This is a genomic window from Streptomyces zingiberis (genome assembly GCF_012034935.1).
In the GTDB taxonomy this organism is placed as follows: Bacteria; Actinomycetota; Actinomycetes; order Streptomycetales; family Streptomycetaceae; genus Streptomyces; species Streptomyces zingiberis.
The window spans coordinates 342566-359430 of record NZ_JAATEN010000005.1 but is presented as its reverse complement, the minus strand read 5'-3'; the positions used below and the strand labels follow the sequence as shown (position 1 = coordinate 359430).

The following is a 16865-nucleotide window of genomic DNA, read 5'->3' as shown; positions in this document are numbered from 1 at the left end:
GGCCCCGCCACCTCACCGCACACCCCACCGCCCGACCCTGACCACCCCACCGCCCCGGACGGCACCGCGCGAGCGGGCCGGGGCGGCCCCGGCCGTGCCCTCCCCAGGCCCGGCCGGCCCGGACGACCAGCATGGGAGAGCCGCCACCGTGGCCGACACCGACGAGACAGCCACCGACGGAACAGCCGCCGCGAGCGGGACCGGCAGGGCCACCGGGACCGCCGGGACCGGCCGGACCGGCCGCGACAGCCACGCCACCGGCGGTGACGTGATCGCCGATGACGACGGCGGCCACCAAGGCGGCCACCAAGGCGGCCACCAAGGCGGCCACGACGGCGACGGCGGCCACGACTATGACTACGACGTGATCGTCGTCGGCTCCGGCTTCGGCGGTTCCGTCTCCGCCCTGCGCCTGACCGAGAAGGGGTACCGGGTCGGCGTCCTCGAAGCGGGCCGCCGCTTCACCCGGGAGACCCTGCCGAAGACCTCCTGGGACGTGAAGCGGTTCCTCTGGGCCCCGGCCCTGGGCCTCTACGGCCTCCAGCGGATCCATCTGCTCAACAACGTGATGATCCTGGCCGGCGCGGGTGTCGGCGGCGGTTCGCTCAACTACGCGAACACCCTCTACGTGCCGCCGCGCCCCTTCTTCGAGGACCCGCAGTGGGGCCACATCACCGACTGGCAGGCGGAGCTGACGCCCTACTACGAGCAGGCGCGGCGGATGCTCGGCGTACGGCTCAACCCCACCATGACCCCCTCCGACGTCCATCTGAAGGCCGCCGCCGAGCGGATGGGCGTGGGGGACACCTTCCATCTCGCCCCCGTCGGGGTCTTCTTCGGCGACGGCGCGGACGCCGTGGCGGACGGGGAGGCCCGCGGGGAGCGGGTCGCGCCGGGGACCGAGGTGCCCGACCCCTACTTCGGCGGCGCCGGTCCCGCCCGCCGGGCCTGCGCCGAGTGCGGCGAGTGCATGACGGGCTGCCGCCGCGGGGCCAAGAACACCCTCACCGAGAACTACCTGTACCTCGCCGAGCGGGGCGGTGCCGTCGTCCACCCCATGACGACGGTCACCGCCGTCACCGAGGACGGTGCCGGCGGTTACGCCGTCTCCACCGTCCCCACCGCCGGGCGCCGCCGCCGGCGCCGCGCGCAGGGCACGGTGCTCCGCGCCCGGCAGGTGGTGCTCGCCGCCGGCACCTACGGCACCCAGACCCTGCTCCACACCATGCGCGACGAGGGCCGGCTGGAGCGGATCTCACCGCGGCTGGGGACCCTCACCCGCACCAACTCCGAGGCCCTGGTCGGCGCCATGACCACCCCCTCCTGGTACCGCGAGAAGTACGGCGTGGAGCCCGACTTCACCCGGGGCGTGGCGATCACGTCCTCCGTCCACCCGGACGCCGACACCCACATCGAGCCGGTGCGGTACGGCAAGGGATCCAACGCGATGAGCCTGCTGACCACCCTCCAGGTGCCGCACGGCTCCCGGCTGCCCCGGGTGCTCGCGCACACCCTGCACTGCCTGCGCCACCCCGTGCTGCTGCTCCGCTCGCTCTCCGCCCGCCGCTGGTCCGAGCGGACGATCATCGGGCTGGTCATGCAGTCCCTCGACAACTCGCTGACCACGTACCGCCGGCCGAAGGGGCCGGGGAAGGGGCTGCTCACCGCGCGGCAGGGGCACGGCGCGCCCAATCCGGTGTTCCTCCCGGAGGGCGCCGAGGCGGCGCGCCACATCGCGGAGGACATCGGCGGTCACCCGGGCACCAACATCGGCGAGGTGATCGGCGCCCCGCTCACCGCCCACTTCCTCGGCGGCTGCCCGATCGGCGAGGACGCCGGGCAGGGCGTCATCGACCCGTACCACCGGCTCCACGGGCACCCGGGCATCCATGTCGTGGACGGTTCGGCGGTCTCCGCGAACCTGGGCGTCAACCCGTCGCTGACGATCACGGCGCAGGCGGAGCGGGCCATGTCGCTCTGGCCCAACCGGGGGGAGGCCGACCCCCGCCCCGCGCAGGGCGAGGCGTACCGGCGGCTGCCCGCGGTGGCGCCGCGCTCCCCGGCCGTCCCGGCGGGCGCCTTCGCCGAGCTGCGGCTCCCGGTGGTGCTGCCCGTGCCGCCGGTGCCCCCGAAGGCCCGCTGAGACGGGACCGGGCGCGGCCGGGGCGGGGGCCCCGGCGCGGGCTCACGGCGGTACGCCGCCCCCGGTCCCGGGACGGGCGGCGGAGGGGACGGCCGGGTTTCCGGAGCCGTCCGCTCCCGGCCGCGGGCCGGTGGGGGCCTGGTCCCGGCCGCCCAGGCCCAGCCGGTCGAGATGCGCGCCGACCCGGCGGTCCTCCGACGCCAGGAACGCGGCGAACCGGTCGCCCGTCAGGAAGGCGTCCGACCAGTTGTTCTCCCGCAGGGCGCGCCGCCACTGCGGGGTCGCCCGCAGCCGGTCCAGCATCCGCACCAGGGCGGCCCGGTCCCGCCGGGAGATCCCCGGCGGGGCCAGGACACCGCGCCAGTTGACGACCTCCAGGGGGTAACCGGCCTCGCGCAGGGTGGGCGCGTCCACCCCGCTGACCCGCCGGGGCCCGGTCACGGCGAGCACCCGGAGCCGGCCGGCGGCGACGGCGTGCCGGTACTCGCTGATCCCGGTCAGGGCGAAGTCCACCCGGCGGTCGAGCACGGGGGCCAGCAGCCTGCCGCCGCCGTCGAAGCGGTCGAACGCGACATCGGCGGGCGCCAGTCCGACGGTCTCGGCGATCAGCATCAGCGCCAGGTGGTCGGGGCCCCCGCGTCCCGACCCCACCCCGGCGACCAGGCCCCCGGAGCTGCCGGAGTCCCCGGACTTCCCGGACTTCCCGGAGTCCCCGGAGTCCCCGGAGTCCCCGGACTTCCCGGAACCGGCGGACGGCGTGGCCGCCTCCGGGCCCTGCCGCCAGGCCCGGACCAGTTCGCCGAAGGTCCGGTACGGGGAGTCGGCCCGCACCACCACCGTCTCGGGCTCGTCGATCAGCCGGGCCAGCGGCGTGGCCTCGGCGACGCCGTACGGGGCGCCCTCCGAGAGGACCCGGCCGACCAGGCCCAGGCCCATCATCAGCAGCAGCCGCTCGTTGCCGGTCTCGTGGACGAGCCGGGTCAGCGCCACGGTGCCGGACGAGCCGGCGAGGTTGAAGACCTCCGCCTCGGGGGAGAGGCCGGTCTCGCGCAGCAGCACCGCGAGGGTGCGGGCCGTGATGTCGTACCCGCCGCCGGCCGGGCCGGGCACCATGACGCGGAGCGGCGCCCGCGGGACGGGCCCCGGGGCGCAGCTCGCGACGGGCGTCAGGCAGACCGCGGCCAGCGCGGCGGCGACCTGCCGCCGCGCCGGGCGCGATCCGCCGTCCGCGGTCATCCGTCCTGGTGCCTCTCGCCGCCCGGGGTGCCGTCGCCGCCCATGGAAGCACCCGGAGGACCGCTCCGACCAGGTCCGGAACCGCCCGGGTGGCCTGCCGGGACCTTCTCCCCGGCGCCGGTGGATCCTCCGTCCGGGCCGAGGGGCCGCGGCTCCCCGGCGTCCCCACCGTCGCCGGACGGCCCGGCGGGGCGCTCCGCGGGGCCGGCCGGCCCGGCACCGGGCTCGCCCTCGCCGGCCGGCCCGTCACCGGGACCGTCCGCGCCGGGCGCCGCGCCCGTGCCCCCGGAGGGACCCTCGCCCCCGCCGCCGGCCCGCTCCCGGGCCGCCGCGCGGCGGCGGCGCCAGGGGCCGAGCACCGAGCCCAGCAGCGACAGCGCCGCCACGGCCAGCAGCGTGGCGGAGATCGGCTTGGTGAGGAAGGTCGAGTAGTCGCCCGAGGAGATCTGAAGGGCCTGCCGCATGGAGCGTTCCATGAGGCCGCCCAGGATCAGCCCGAGGATCAGCGGCGCCGCGGGGAAGCCGTTGCTCCGCATCAGGAAGCCGAGCACGCCGAACCCGACCAGCAGCCAGAGGTCGAAGACGTTGAAGCTGTGCCCGTACACACCGACCACGCAGAAGACCACGATCAGCGGCAGCAGCAGTGCCTGCGGGGTCTTGAGCACCTTGGCGAAGAGCGGGATCAGCGGGAGGTTGAGGATCAGCAGGACGAGGTTGCCGATGTACATGCTGGCGACCACGCCCCAGAAGATCTCCGGCCGCTCCTCCAGCATCAGCGGACCCGGCTGCACACCCAGCACCAGCAGGGCGCCGAGCAGCACCGCGGTGGTGCCGGAACCCGGCACGCCGAGCGTCATCAGCGGGACGAAGGAACCGACGGCCGCCGAGTTGTTGGCGGACTCCGGCGCGGCGACACCCTTGATGTTGCCCTTGCCGAAGGTGTTGCCGTCCTTGGCGATCCGCTTCTCGAAGGAGTACGACAGGAACGACGCCACGGTGGCGCCCGCCCCGGGCAGCACCCCGACGAAGAAGCCCAGCACGGAGCCCCGGGCGGTGGGGCCGCTCATCGTGCGGACCTCGCGCCGGTTCAGCCGCAGCGAGCTGAGCTGCCCGCCGGTGGTGCCCCGGCCACGCCGCAGGATCATCACGAAGACCTCGGCGAGCGCGAACACGCCGAGCGCCACGATGAGGAACTGCACGCCCTCGTACAGCTCCGGCCGCCCGAAGGTGAAGCGGAGGGTGGACGTCTGGGAGTCGATGCCGACCAGGGCGATCATCACACCCACGGTGGCGGAGATGAGCCCCTTGGTGAGGTTCTGCCCGGAGAGGGAGACGACGGCCGTGAGCCCGAGCACCATCAGCCCGAAGTACTCGGCCGGGCCGAAGCTGACGGTCAGCGCGGAGAGCGAGGGTGCGATCAGCATCAGCCCGATGACGCCCACGGTGCCGCCGGTGAACGAGGCGAAGGCGGCGATCGCGAGCGCTTTGCCCGCCGCCCCCTTGCGGGCCATCGGATAGCCGTCGAACGAGGTGGCCACCGTGCCCGCCACGCCTGGCGCGTTGAGCAGGATGGAGGAGGTGGAGCCGCCGAAGATGGCCCCGTAGTAGACGCCGGCCAGCAGGATGATGGCCGAGGCGGGGTCGAGGGTGAAGGCGATCGGGATCATCAGGGAGATCGCGCTGATCGGGCCGAGGCCCGGCAGCATCCCGATGACGGTGCCGAGGAGGCAGCCGAGGAAGACGAAGAGCAGGTTCTCGGGGGAGAGCGCGACCCCGAACCCGTAGAGCAACTGGTCGAAGGTGTCCATGGGGGATCCCGGGGGTCAGAAGGGCAGGGGCCCGGTCGGCAGGGCGACGTCGAGGCCCTGGGACATGCCGAGGTACAGGCCCAGGGCCAGCCCCGCGCCGACCAGGACGTTGACCCAGTGCCGCCGGCTGCCGAGGTACCAGGCCGTCCCGGCCACGTACAGCGCGGTGGACAGGACGAAGCCGAGGGGGACGAAGAGCGCGACGTAGAGGCACATCGCGCCGAGCAGGGCCAGCAGTTCCAGCCGGTCGTCGGCGAGCCGGCCCATCGTCGTGGGCCGCTCCGGCGCGGCGGACGCGGCACCGCCGGCGGCGGACGCGCCCGCCGCGGCACCGGCCGCACCGGCCGCACCGGCGCCATCGCCGGCGGACGCGGCCTGCGCGGAAGAGTCCTGGGCCGCCGGCCCCGGCGGGGTCTTCGCCGCCGCGAGGGCCGGTGCCGGGCTTTCCGCCTCCGGCTCCTCCTCCCCGGCCGACTGGAAGAACAGCGCCACGGCCAGGGCGAGGAGCAGGAGGCCGAGAACGCGGGGGAGCGTCCCGGGCTGGACCGGCACCTCGACCGCCTGGAAGTCCGGGATGCCGAAGGCCATCAGGGTGTAGCCCAGGGCCAGCACCCCGAGCGCCGCGGCCACGGCGCGCTGGGGATAACGGAAGTGACGCATCGTCGAACCCGCCGTCACTTCTTCTTGAGGCCGACGCTGGAGAGGATCTCGCCGAGTTCCTTCTCCTGGTCGTTGAGGAACTCGCCGAACTCGCCGCTGTTCATCCAGGCGTCCGTCCAGCCGAACCGGTCGCGCTCCTTCTTCCAGCTGTCCTGCTTCACCATCTCGGCGAAGGCCTTCTCGTAGTACGCCACCTGCTCGTCCGTCAGGCCCGCGGGTCCCATGACCCCGCGCCAGACGTCGAACTCGTAGTCCACACCGCTCTCCACGAGGGTGGGCGCGTCCGGCAGCGTCTTCACCCGCTCCCCGGAGGAGACGGCCAGCACCCGGACGTCCCCGGACTTGGACAGGCCCTGCGCCTCGGAGGCGCCCGCCACCGCCACGTCGACATGGCCGCCGAGCAGCCCGGTGATCGCCTCGCCGCCGCCGTCGAAGGGCACGTACTTCACCTTCGAGGGGTCGGCACCCGCCGCCTGCACGGCGCCCGCCAGACCGACGTGGTCCAGGCTGCCCGGACCGGAACCGCCGGCCACGCTCACCTTCTTCGGGTCGGCCTTCAGCCGGTCGGCGAGGTCACCGAAGTCCTTGATCGGGGAGTTGTTCTTGACCACGTAGGCGAGCGGCTCGCTCATCAGCCGGGCGATCGGCGTGAAGTCGCGGTGCGAGTGGTCGGACTCGCCGGCCATCGGGACGAGCAGGATGGGCGGGCTGGTGACGAAGAGCTTGTGCGGGTCCTTCGCGTGGTTGGCGACGTACGCCCAGCCGATGGCGCCACCGGCGCCGGGCTTGTTCACCACCCGCATCGGCCGGTCCACGAGGTCGTCCTCCTCCAGGATCCGGGCGGTGGAGCGGGCCAGGGTGTCCCAGCCGCCGCCGGTGTTCGCCGGGGCGACGTACTCGATCGGCTTGGACGGCTTCCAGGGGCCGCCGGCCGCCGTGCCGGAGCCGCCGCACGCGGTGAGCAGCAGGGCCGCCGCGGTTCCGGCGGCCGCGGCGAACAGCCGGGGACGGGTGCGGGACATGGTTCCTCCAGGGCACTTCGTCAGGGGTTTCCGGAGCTTCACCCCCCGGGCCCGCGGGGGACCCGCGCGGGCCCGTGCGCAGGGGGTCCACGAGGGCTCCGTGAGGGCTCCGCGCACGGTGCGGCGCGGAACTTCGCGAGGCAACGCGAGGCAACGCGAGGCAACGCGGGGGAACGCGGGGGAAGCAGTCCACAGGGAAACAGCGCCGCCGGGGATCGGGAAGGTCGGCCGGGGGTTGTGCGTCTATTGGATCTAAGAAAAGTTCTGGCCATAGTGTTCACGCCAGGAAGCGGCGTTCCGGCCGCACAATGGCCGGACCGCCGGGAGCGCCGGGGATACCCGGGCCCCGGCCGGTGGCGACGCGGAACGAGGAGGTCGGACGGTGCGCCGCACAGTTCCGGGGCCTCGCTCCGTCCTCACCCGCCTGGCGCTCACCCGCCTGTCGCTCACGGGTCAGTTCCTCGCACTCCAGCTCGGCCTGATCGTGGTGGTCCTCGGGGTGGTGGCGGTCGTCTCGGTGGCCCAGACCGAGGCGGAGTTCCGCCGGACCGAGGGCCGCCGGCTGCTCCACGTCGCGGAGGCGGCGGCCTCCCTCGACGCGGTACGCGCCGGACTGGCCGGGGAACCGGGACCGGGGGACATCCTGCCGCCGACCGCGGAGAGCGTGCGCAGCGTCTCCGGCGCCTCCTATGTGACGATCACCGGCACCGACCGGCGGATCCGTACCGCCGCCGATCCGCGCCGGATCGGTGAACTCCTGCCGCTGGGCGGCAGCGGGGTCCTGCTCGGCCGGTCGTGGATCGGCACCGCGGCCCCGGGCGGCCACCCCTCGGTGGTGGCGCACGCGCCGGTGTTCGGCGAGGACGGCCGGCTGCTCGGCATCGTCGTCGCCGGGCGGGAGTACGGGAGGATGGTGGACCGTCTCGCGGCCGCGACCCCGAACCTGCTGGTGTACCTCGGGTTCGCCAGCGTGCTGGGGACGGCGGGCTCGGTGCTGCTGGCCCGCCGCATCAAGCGGCAGACGCTGGGCCTGGAACCGGAGGAGATCACCGCGCTGGCGGAGCACCGGGAGGCGATGCTGCACGGCATCAGGGAGGGCGTGATCGGCCTGGATCCCGCCGGCCGGGTCACCCTCGTCAACGACGCCGCCGTGGAACTGCTGGAGCTGCCGCCCGACGCCACCGGCCGGACCCTCGACTCCTGCGGGGTGGAGCCCCGGCTGCACGACGTGCTCACCGGCCGGGTGCGCGGACGCGACCAGGTGGTCGTCACCGGTGACCGGATGGTGTCGCTCAACCGCATGCCCCTGATCACCCGCGGCCGGACGGCCGGCTCGGTCACCACGATGCGGGATCTGACCGAACTCGTCACCCTCCAGCGCGAACTCGACACCACCCGCAGCGCGACCGACACCCTGCGGGCCCAGGCGCACGAGTTCTCCAACCAGCTCCATGTGATCGCCGGCCTCATCGACCTGGAGGAGTACCCGGAGGCCGCCCGCTACGTGCGGAGGGTCAGCGGCGCGCGGTCCCTGCGCACGGCCGAGGTGGTCTCCCGGGTGGCGGACCCCTCCCTCGCCGCCCTGCTGATCGCGAAGACCAGCCTCGCCGTCGAACAGGGCACCGCTCTGCGGCTCACCCCCGCCAGCCGCGTCGGACCGCTCGGCGAGTTCCTCTCCTCCGACCTGGTGACCGTCGTCGGCAACCTGGTGGACAATGCGCTGGACGCGGTCCGTGGCGGCGGCGACGACCGGTGGGTGGAGGTCGACCTCACGGAGGACGACACCGAGGTCCGCGTCCAGGTGCGGGACTCCGGCCCCGGGGTCGCCCCCGAACTCGCCGAGGAGGTCTTCCGGCACGGCTTCACCACCAAGGCCGCCGCCTCGAAGGACACCTCGCGAGGGCTGGGCCTGGCGATCACCCGCCTGGTGTGCACCCGGCGGGGAGGGAGCGTCGGCGCCGACGGCGCGGTGTTCACGGCCCGGCTGCCGCGGAACGAGAACGAGCCGCCGCGGCACGAGAACGAACGGAACCACGGGAACCAGGCATGATCCGCGTACTCGTCGTCGACGACGACTTCATGGTCGCCCGGCTGCACGGGAAACAGGTCGAGAAGCTTCCCGGCTTCACCGTCGTCGGCGAGGCCCGCAGCGGCGCGGAGGCCCTGGCGGCCGTCCGGGAACTCCGCCCCGATCTGGTGCTGCTGGACATCTATCTGCCCGACATCAGCGGTCTGGACGTGCTGCGCGAACTGCGCCGCGGCGGTGGCCCCGGCTCCGAGGTGGACGTGCTCGTGGTGACCGCGGCCCGGGACGCCGACACCGTACGCGGGGCGCTGCGGGGCGGGGCGGTGCACTACGTCGTCAAGCCGTTCGAGACCGCCGTCCTCCACGAGCGGCTGCTGGACTACGCGCGGCGCCACGAGGAGCTGACGGCGTTCAACGCCCCGGGCCAGGAGGAGGTCGACCGGGTGTTCACCGCGGGCCCGGCCGCCCCGGCCGCCCCGGTCCCCCTGGCAAGGGACCCTGCCCCGCCGGCACCGGGCCCCGGGACGGCCCCGGGCGCGGTGGGCTCGGGCGCTGCCCCGGGCACGGCGGCGCCCGGTACGGCGGCCCAGAGCGCGGCGGCCCCGGGCGCCGCGGTCCCGCCGGCACCGTCCGGGCCGGTGGCCGGGGTACCCGCCGAGGTGGCCCGCCCCCCGATCCGCGGCGTACGGCTGCCCAAGGGGGTGACCGAACAGACGGCGGAACTCGTCCGGGACGCTCTCGCGGACTCCGGGGACGGCCTCTCCGCCGCCGAGTGCGCGGTGGCCACCGGCCTGTCCCGCGTCAGCGCCCGGCGCTACCTGGAGTTCTTCGCCTCCTCCGGACACGCGGTGGTCCGCCTCCGCTACGGCACGACGGGCCGCCCCGAACGCCGCTACCACTGGCGCTGAGCGCGCGGGCGCGTGAGCCCGTCCGGGAGTCCGGGAGTCCGGGAACCCGTGAGTCCGGGAGCCCGGGAGTCCGTGAGTCCGGGACCGTGAGGCGGTGAGGCGGTGGGCCCAGGAGTCCATGGAACCCACGCGTCCGTGTGCCCCGTGAGCGGCGGCACCGGACGCGGCGGGTGCGCGGGCCGCGCCATCCGCCCGCCGCGGCCGTGCGCGGGCCACGGCGTTCCCCGGAGCCCTCGCAGGCCCCGAGACCCGGCAGCCCCCGCGAACGCCGAGCGGGGGCCGCACCCGTCACCGGGCGCGGCCCCCGCCGCCGTTCAGGGGAGCGCGGACCAGGGGCCCGCGGTGGGTGCCTTACGCGACGGCGCCCAGGTCACCGGCGCGACGGCGGCGGACGACCAGGATCGTCCCGGCACCGGCGGCCATGGCCACCCCGCCGATGACCGCGATCATCGGCAGCGCGGAGGAGGAACCCGTCTCGGCCAGGCTGCCCTGGACCTGCGGGACGTCGTCACGGCTGGGCTTCTCGGTGGGCGTCGTCGAGACCGGCGTCTTGCCACCGGTCTGCGGGCCCGGGCCGTTGCCCGGCTTGGTGCCCGGGGCGACGATCTCCAGATCGAAGCTGTTCTCACCCACGCCGAAGCACTTGCCGTCCTCGTCCAGGTAGATGCCGGCGCCGATGGTGAGGCCCGCGCCGACCGGCGCGCCGGCCTTCACGTTCAGCCGCATCTCGAAGGTGCTGGAGTGCTCACCGGCCAGGTCGCCCCACCCGATCCAGCCGACGGAGTGGCCGGAGCCGTCGTCGACCGGCACCCAGACGCGCTCGTCCTCGTCGAAGACCTCCAGGACGACCAGCTTCGCGTCGAAGGCGTACTCCGCGTTCTCGTCGGCGGGGCCGACACCGGCGAAGTAGTCCACCTCGGAGAGCTCGGAGGAGGACGGGTTGGTGAAGGTCAGCTCGAACGTGTGCCAGCCGGAGCCCGCCACGATCTTGCCGGGCAGGCCGGACTGCTCGACCGTGAGCTTGGAGTCCTCGCAGAACTCGAACTCGCCTTCGTCCTCGTCACCGGGCGGGGGCTGCTCGTCGTCCTTGCCGTCGCCGGGTTCGGTCGCCCCGCCGTCCTCGCCGTCCTCGCCGCCGGGGTTCTCCCCGGCGCCGTCCTCGTCACCCGGGGTGGTGGCGCCGGTGTCCTCGCCGCCGTCACCGTTCTCCGTGCCGTCGGCGGGCGGGGTGGTGTCCCCGGTCTCCGTCCCGGAGTCGCCGGTGTTCCCGGTGTCCCCGGAGTCGCCGTCGCCCGGCGCCGCCGGCGTCCCGGTGGTCTCGTCGGTGCCCGGGGCCGTGCTCTCCACGGTGACCGTGGGCTGGTCCCCCTCGGCGGCGTACGCGGCGGGCGCCGCCATCAGTGCCGCCGGGGCTATGACAGCCGTCACGGCAGCGGTCGCCAGGACTCGGCGCATTCTCATACAGACCTCTTCGGTCGGCGGTACCGCGGACGCGCGGCACCGAAGGAAAGAAAGGAAGCAGGGAAACGAAAAGCAAGGAGTGAAGCAGGAGCTGCTGAAAGTGAGGTGGAGTGCCCTGCCGTCGCGGTGGGGGAGCGCGTTGTGGCTGAGCAGTCGACAAGAGTGACCGGTGGAGATCGGTAAAGGTTGTAAGGAAGTCCGGTGATGATCGAGTGACCTGGATCACTCGGCCGGTTCCCCGCAGGGTGAAACCGCAGGCGGGGGGCGGGCCGCGGGGGCCGCACGGAGCCGCCGGAGCGAAGAGGTGCGGCCGGCCCGGGCGTCCCCGGAGCCGGCCGCTTTCGATGGTGACCGGACTGCTGTCCCCTGCTGTCCGGTCACACACTGAAGCGCGGTCCCACGGCGTGCGCCGCTTGTGCCCAAGCCGCTCCGCACGCCACACGCTCCAGCGGGATCCGCCCCGGGCCGTACCGGGCACCCGGGTGCACCTGGGCGGACGTCTCACGGACCGGCCGGGCGCCCCCGGCCACCGTGACACCGGGACCAACGACGGCCGCGCGGAAGGGTCACGGCCGTTCCGGACTGTGTTCCGCCGGTTCCGCCGGTTCCGCCGGCGTGCTCCCGCCGCGTCCCCGCCGGTCCGCTCCCCGCTCCCCGTCCGCCGCCCCGCTCGCCCGGTCGGGGGAAAACTCTTTCGAATCCCCGGGGAAATTCCGATGAGTTTCGGGCGCCCGCGCCGTCCAATGGGAGAGGACGGCGGACCGGGACCGCGGGGCCCCCGCCCCGGCGCGCGGCGGGGCAACGCGGCCCGGAACCGCTGACGACGGCGGTCGCGCGGCCGGAACCGGAGACGCGACCGAGGACGCGACCGAAGACGGAACCGATGAGGGAAGACGGGGACGGACGACGATGAAACAGAGCGGTACCGGCCTGGCGATCGAGACGTCAGGGCTGGTCAAGGTGTTCGGCGAGACGCGCGCCGTGGACGGCGTCGATCTCGCCGTGCCCGCGGGCACGGTCTACGGGGTGCTCGGCCCCAACGGCGCGGGCAAGACCACCACGGTCCGGATGCTCGCCACACTGCTGCGCCCGGACGGCGGCGAGGCCCGCGTCTTCGGCCACGACGTGCTGCGGGAGGCGGACACCGTCCGCGGCCGGGTGAGCCTCACCGGCCAGTACGCCTCGGTGGACGAGGACCTCACCGGCCTGGAGAACCTGCTCCTGCTCGGCCGGCTGCTCGGCCACGGCAAGCGGGCCGCGCGCGAGCGCGCCGGGGAACTGCTGGAGGCCTTCGGGCTGACCGCGGCCGCCACCCGCCAGGTGAAGAACTACTCCGGCGGCATGCGGCGCCGTCTCGACATCGCCGCCTCCATCCTCAACACCCCGGACCTGCTCTTCCTCGACGAGCCGACCACCGGCCTGGACCCGCGCAGCCGCAACCAGGTCTGGGACATCGTGCGCGCCGTCGTCGCCCAGGGCACGACGGTGCTGCTCACCACCCAGTACCTCGACGAGGCGGACCAGCTCGCCGCCCGTATCGCCGTGATCGACCACGGCAAGGTCATCGCCGAGGGCACCAAGGGCGAGCTGAAGGCGTCGGTGGGCGCCGGCGCGGTCCATCTGCGGCTGCGGGACGCCGCCCAGCGGCCGGCGGCGGAGAAGGTCCTCACCCGCGCGATGAACGCGCGGATCCAGCCCGACCACGACCCGCTCGCCCTGACCGCCCGCGTGGACGCCACGGACGGCAACGGCCACAGCGCCGCCGAACAGGCCGCGCGCGCCCTCGCGGAACTGGCCCGTTCCGGGGTCGTCGTGGACACGTTCTCGCTGGGGCAACCCAGCCTGGACGAGGTCTTCCTCGCCCTCACCGACCGCACCGCCGACGGTGCCGGCCCGGCCACCGCCACCCCCGGACCGGCCGCCACCCCGGCCATCCCCGGCGGCGACGCGCCGGACGGCCAGGACGGCACAGACGTCCAGGAGGGCAAGGACGGCCAGGACGGCCAGGACCACACGAAGGAAGGCATCCCCGCATGACCACCGCGACCACCACCACGGCGGAACCGCGCGCCGAGGAACTCGCCCCCGTCGCCACCGACACGCTGGCCGCGCTGCTGGTCGCCGGGGAGCGCCCGCCCCGCCCCAGCGCGTGGGCGGCCTCGGCCGCCTTCGGCTGGCGCGCCGTGCTGAAGATCAAGCACGTGCCGGAGCAGCTCTTCGACGTGACGGCCTTCCCGATCATGATGGTGCTGATGTACACGTACCTCTTCGGGGGAGCGCTGGCCGGATCCACCGGGGAGTACCTGCAGTTCCTGCTGCCGGGCATCCTGGTGATGAACGTCGTGATGATCACGATGTACACGGGCGTGGCCGTCAACACCGATATCCAGAAGGGCGTCTTCGACCGCTTCCGCACCCTGCCGATCTGGCGCCCGGCCCCGATGGTCGGCTATCTCCTCGGCGACATGCTGCGTTACGTGCTGGCCTCGATCGTGATGGTCACCCTCGGGCTGATCATGGGATTCCGGCCGGCGGGGGGTGCCGTCGGCGTGCTGGCCGGGGTGGTGCTGCTGGTGGCCTTCTCCTTCGCCTTCTCCTGGATCTGGACCATGTTCGGGCTGATGCTGCGGAGCGAGAAGTCCGTGATGGGCGTCAGCATGATGGTGATCTTCCCGCTGACCTTCCTCAGCAACATCTTCGTCGACCCGCGGACGATGCCGGGCTGGCTCCAGGCGTTCGTCAACAACAGCCCCGTCACCCACCTCTCCTCCGGCGTGCGGGGCCTGATGGCGGGGGACTGGCCGGCGGCGGAGATCGCCTGGTCGCTGGGGTGGGCCGGGGCCCTCGTCCTGGTCTTCGGCACGGCCACCATGCGGCTCTACAACCGCAAGTGACGCGCGGACGCACGCGGTGCGGCCCCGTACGGCGCGGACCCGGTGCCGCGCCCTCCGGGCCGCACCGCGCCGCGCCGCACGGGACCGCGCGCTCGCCGGGGTGCCCGTCAGACGCGCCCCCGGCACAGTTCGAGCAGCGTCATCGCCAGCGCGGTGCCCGGCTTGCCGAGCGTCTCGCGGTAGTGGTGGAGGATCTCCATCTCCCGGGAGAGGTTCACCCGGCGCCCGCCGGAGGTGATCCGGGCCTCCTGGATGGCGGCCGAGACGGCCATCCGCTCCCGCACCAGTTCGATGATCCGTGTGTCGAGCTCGTCGATCCGGCCGCGGGCGCCGGTGACGAGCGCCGCGGCCTGGTCCGTACGAGCCCCGGTGTCCGGGGTCTGCTGGGCCGGGACCCGGGCCCCGGCCGGGACGGCGCCCGGTCCGGCGGCTCCGTCCGCGGCCGGAGCCGGGGAGGCGCCGTCCGTGGCGCCGCCCCTGGCGGGATCCGCGCCGATGCCCGCGCCGGTGTCCGGGGCGGTGTCCGGGCCGGGGTTCGCGCCGGTGTCCGGGCCGGCCTCGGTGTCCCTGCTGGTGTCCGTGTTCATGTCCGTCTCTCCTCGGAGCCGTGGCCCCCGGAGCCGCCGCCCGGGGGCGGAACGCCGAAGCGCCCCGGGCCTTGACCGGCCCGGGGCGCCTGGGAAGTCGCGCGTATCAGTCGCTCACGCGGCACGACCATGGCAGCCGGACGGGCCGGTGCCATAGGTAAAGCCGAAGCTGAGCTGCTGGAACATGAGGCCAGTATCGCGCGGCCCCGGCGCGCGGTGCCAGGGCGGGCCGGATGCTGAGACGGCCGGGGGCGGGGGCCTGACCGGTGGCGGCCCAGCCCCGCGCCGGACGGAGGGCCCGCCCGGCGCCGGTAGAATCGGGACCCAGCCCGCCCCAACCGTCCACGCCGGAAGGCCGCCGCAGTGCCCTCAGCGACCCCTGCTTCCGCCCCCGACGCCGACCACTCCCAGGACACCGTCACCCCCCAGGACACCGTCCTCGTCGTCGACTTCGGCGCGCAGTACGCCCAGCTCATCGCCCGCCGCGTCCGGGAAGCCCGGGTCTACAGCGAGATCGTCCCGCACACCACACCGGTCTCCGAGATCCTCGCCCGCAACCCCAAGGCGCTCATCCTCTCCGGCGGCCCGTCCTCCGTCTACGCGGAGGACGCCCCGGGCGTCGACCCCGCCCTGTTCGAGACGGGCGTCCCCGTCCTCGGCATCTGCTACGGCTTCCAGGCGATGGCCCGGGCGCTCGGCGGCACGGTCGCCCGCACCGGCACCCGCGAGTACGGCGGCACGCGGCTGACCGTCTCCCGCCCCGCCTCCACCCTCTTCGAGGGCACCCCGGCCGAGCAGTCCGTGTGGATGTCGCACGGTGACTCGGTGGCCGAGGCGCCCGAGGGCTTCACCGTCACCGCCACCACCCCCGGCACCCCCGTCGCCGCGTTCGAGGACGACGGGCGGAAGCTCTACGGCGTGCAGCACCATCCCGAGGTGATGCACTCCACGCACGGCCAGCTGGTCCTGGAGCACTTCCTCTACCGGGGCGCCGGGCTGCGGCCGGACTGGACGATGGCGAGCGTCGTCGAGGAGTCCGTCGCCGCGATCCGTGAGCGCGTCGGCTCGCGGCGTGCCATCTGCGGGCTGTCCGGCGGTGTGGACTCGGCGGTCGCCGCCGCGCTCGTCCAGAAGGCCATCGGGGACCAGCTGACCTGCGTCTACGTCGACCACGGCCTGATGCGCAAGGGCGAGTCGGAGCAGGTCGAGAAGGACTTCGTGGCGGCCACGGGCGTCAAGCTCACGGTGGTCGACGCCGAGGAGCGCTTCCTCGGGGCGCTGGCCGGGGTCTCCGACCCCGAGCAGAAGCGGAAGATCATCGGCCGCGAGTTCATCCGCGTCTTCGAGCAGGCCGCGTCCGAGATCGTCGCCGAGGCCGGGGAGCACGGCGAGTCCGTGGACTTCCTGGTGCAGGGCACCCTCTACCCGGACGTCGTGGAGTCCGGCGGCGGCACCGGCACCGCCAACATCAAGTCCCACCACAACGTCGGCGGTCTCCCCGAGGACCTTCAGTTCCAGCTCGTCGAGCCGCTGCGGCGGCTGTTCAAGGACGAGGTCCGGATGGTCGGCCAGGAACTCGGGCTCCCCGAGGAGATCGTCCACCGGCAGCCGTTCCCCGGCCCGGGCCTCGGTATCCGCATCATCGGAGAGGTCACCAAGGAGCGGCTGGACCTGCTGCGCGAGGCCGACGCCATCGCCCGGGAGGAGCTGACCGCGGCCGGCCTGGACCGGGAGATCTGGCAGTGCCCCGTGGTGCTGCTGGCCGACGTCCGCTCCGTCGGCGTCCAGGGCGACGGCCGGACGTACGGGCACCCGGTGGTGCTCCGCCCGGTCTCCTCCGAGGACGCCATGACGGCCGACTGGTCACGGCTCCCGTACGACGTCCTGGCCCGCATCTCGACCCGCATCACCAACGAGGTGGAGGACGTCAACCGGGTCGTCCTCGACGTGACGAGCAAGCCCCCGGGCACCATCGAGTGGGAGTGACCGGCTCGCTCCCATCCGCCCGTACGCGCCCACGACGGTGCCGCCGCTCCCGTGACGGAGCGGCGGCACCGTCGCGTGTGGGGGCCCGGCCGGCTCGCCGGGACCGCAACGGGAGCAGGCTCTACGGCTGGCAG

General features: G+C 74.1%; 12 protein-coding genes. 6 read left to right on the top strand and 6 right to left on the bottom strand.

Annotated features, from left to right (window positions below; genetic code table 11):
* The first annotated feature begins 364 nt into the window (after positions 1-364).
* A complete protein-coding gene (locus HCK00_RS09330) occupies positions 365-2143 on the top strand; it encodes a GMC oxidoreductase (protein WP_311765234.1) in 1779 nt (592 codons plus the stop codon).
* A 42-nt stretch (positions 2144-2185) separates the two neighbouring features.
* Here the strand turns inward: HCK00_RS09330 and HCK00_RS27510 are convergent, their stop codons facing one another.
* The 4 genes from HCK00_RS27510 to HCK00_RS09310 are packed head-to-tail and all read right to left on the bottom strand — an operon-like array spanning position 2186 to position 6869.
* On the bottom strand, positions 2186-3379 hold the full coding sequence (locus HCK00_RS27510) for a Bug family tripartite tricarboxylate transporter substrate binding protein (RefSeq protein WP_240965387.1): 1194 nt from the start codon (positions 3377-3379) through the stop codon (positions 2186-2188).
* The gene (locus HCK00_RS09320; protein ID WP_168101314.1) at positions 3376-5187 is read right to left on the bottom strand and encodes a tripartite tricarboxylate transporter permease; all 1812 of its coding nucleotides are present in this window, start codon (positions 5185-5187) and stop codon (positions 3376-3378) included. The genes HCK00_RS27510 and HCK00_RS09320 overlap by 4 nt, the downstream gene beginning before the upstream one ends.
* A 15-nt stretch (positions 5188-5202) precedes the next feature.
* Positions 5203-5847, bottom strand: coding sequence for a tripartite tricarboxylate transporter TctB family protein (locus HCK00_RS09315; protein WP_168101313.1), 645 nt, complete (start codon positions 5845-5847; stop codon positions 5203-5205).
* Positions 5848-5861: 14 nt separating this feature from the next.
* Entirely contained in the window at positions 5862-6869 is a 1008-nt protein-coding gene (locus HCK00_RS09310; RefSeq protein WP_168101312.1) for a Bug family tripartite tricarboxylate transporter substrate binding protein, read from the bottom strand.
* Between the two features lie 382 nt (positions 6870-7251).
* On the opposite strand from HCK00_RS09310, the gene HCK00_RS09305 reads away from it, so the two are divergent.
* Together HCK00_RS09305 and HCK00_RS09300 are read left to right on the top strand one after the other, a co-directional pair.
* Complete coding sequence (locus HCK00_RS09305; RefSeq protein ID WP_311765225.1) at positions 7252-8919, top strand: sensor histidine kinase; 1668 nt, start codon at positions 7252-7254, stop codon at positions 8917-8919.
* Positions 8916-9803 (top strand): response regulator, encoded by an 888-nt coding sequence (locus HCK00_RS09300; RefSeq protein ID WP_168101311.1) that lies wholly within the window; start codon positions 8916-8918, stop codon positions 9801-9803. The genes HCK00_RS09305 and HCK00_RS09300 overlap by 4 nt, the downstream gene beginning before the upstream one ends.
* Before the next feature lie 351 nt (positions 9804-10154).
* Here the strand turns inward: HCK00_RS09300 and HCK00_RS27505 are convergent, their stop codons facing one another.
* Positions 10155-11264, bottom strand: a complete 1110-nt coding sequence (locus HCK00_RS27505; protein WP_240965386.1) for an LAETG motif-containing sortase-dependent surface protein — start codon at positions 11262-11264, stop codon at positions 10155-10157.
* Positions 11265-12173: 909 nt separating this feature from the next.
* Between HCK00_RS27505 and HCK00_RS09290 the strand changes: the two genes are divergently transcribed.
* Positions 12174-13301, top strand: coding sequence for an ATP-binding cassette domain-containing protein (locus HCK00_RS09290; RefSeq protein ID WP_168101310.1), 1128 nt, complete (start codon positions 12174-12176; stop codon positions 13299-13301).
* Positions 13298-14158 carry an ABC transporter permease gene (locus tag HCK00_RS09285; RefSeq protein WP_168101309.1) on the top strand — a complete coding sequence of 287 codons (861 nt, stop codon included), beginning with the start codon at positions 13298-13300 and terminating at the stop codon, positions 14156-14158. The genes HCK00_RS09290 and HCK00_RS09285 overlap by 4 nt, the downstream gene beginning before the upstream one ends.
* A 107-nt stretch (positions 14159-14265) precedes the next feature.
* On the opposite strand, the gene HCK00_RS09280 is transcribed toward HCK00_RS09285, so the two are convergent.
* Positions 14266-14655 (bottom strand): chorismate mutase, encoded by a 390-nt coding sequence (locus HCK00_RS09280; protein WP_168101373.1) that lies wholly within the window; start codon positions 14653-14655, stop codon positions 14266-14268.
* A 453-nt stretch (positions 14656-15108) separates the two neighbouring features.
* On the opposite strand from HCK00_RS09280, the gene guaA reads away from it, so the two are divergent.
* The gene (gene guaA, locus HCK00_RS09275) at positions 15109-16731 is read left to right on the top strand and encodes a glutamine-hydrolyzing GMP synthase (RefSeq protein ID WP_168101308.1); all 1623 of its coding nucleotides are present in this window, start codon (positions 15109-15111) and stop codon (positions 16729-16731) included.
* Positions 16732-16865 lie beyond the last annotated feature (134 nt).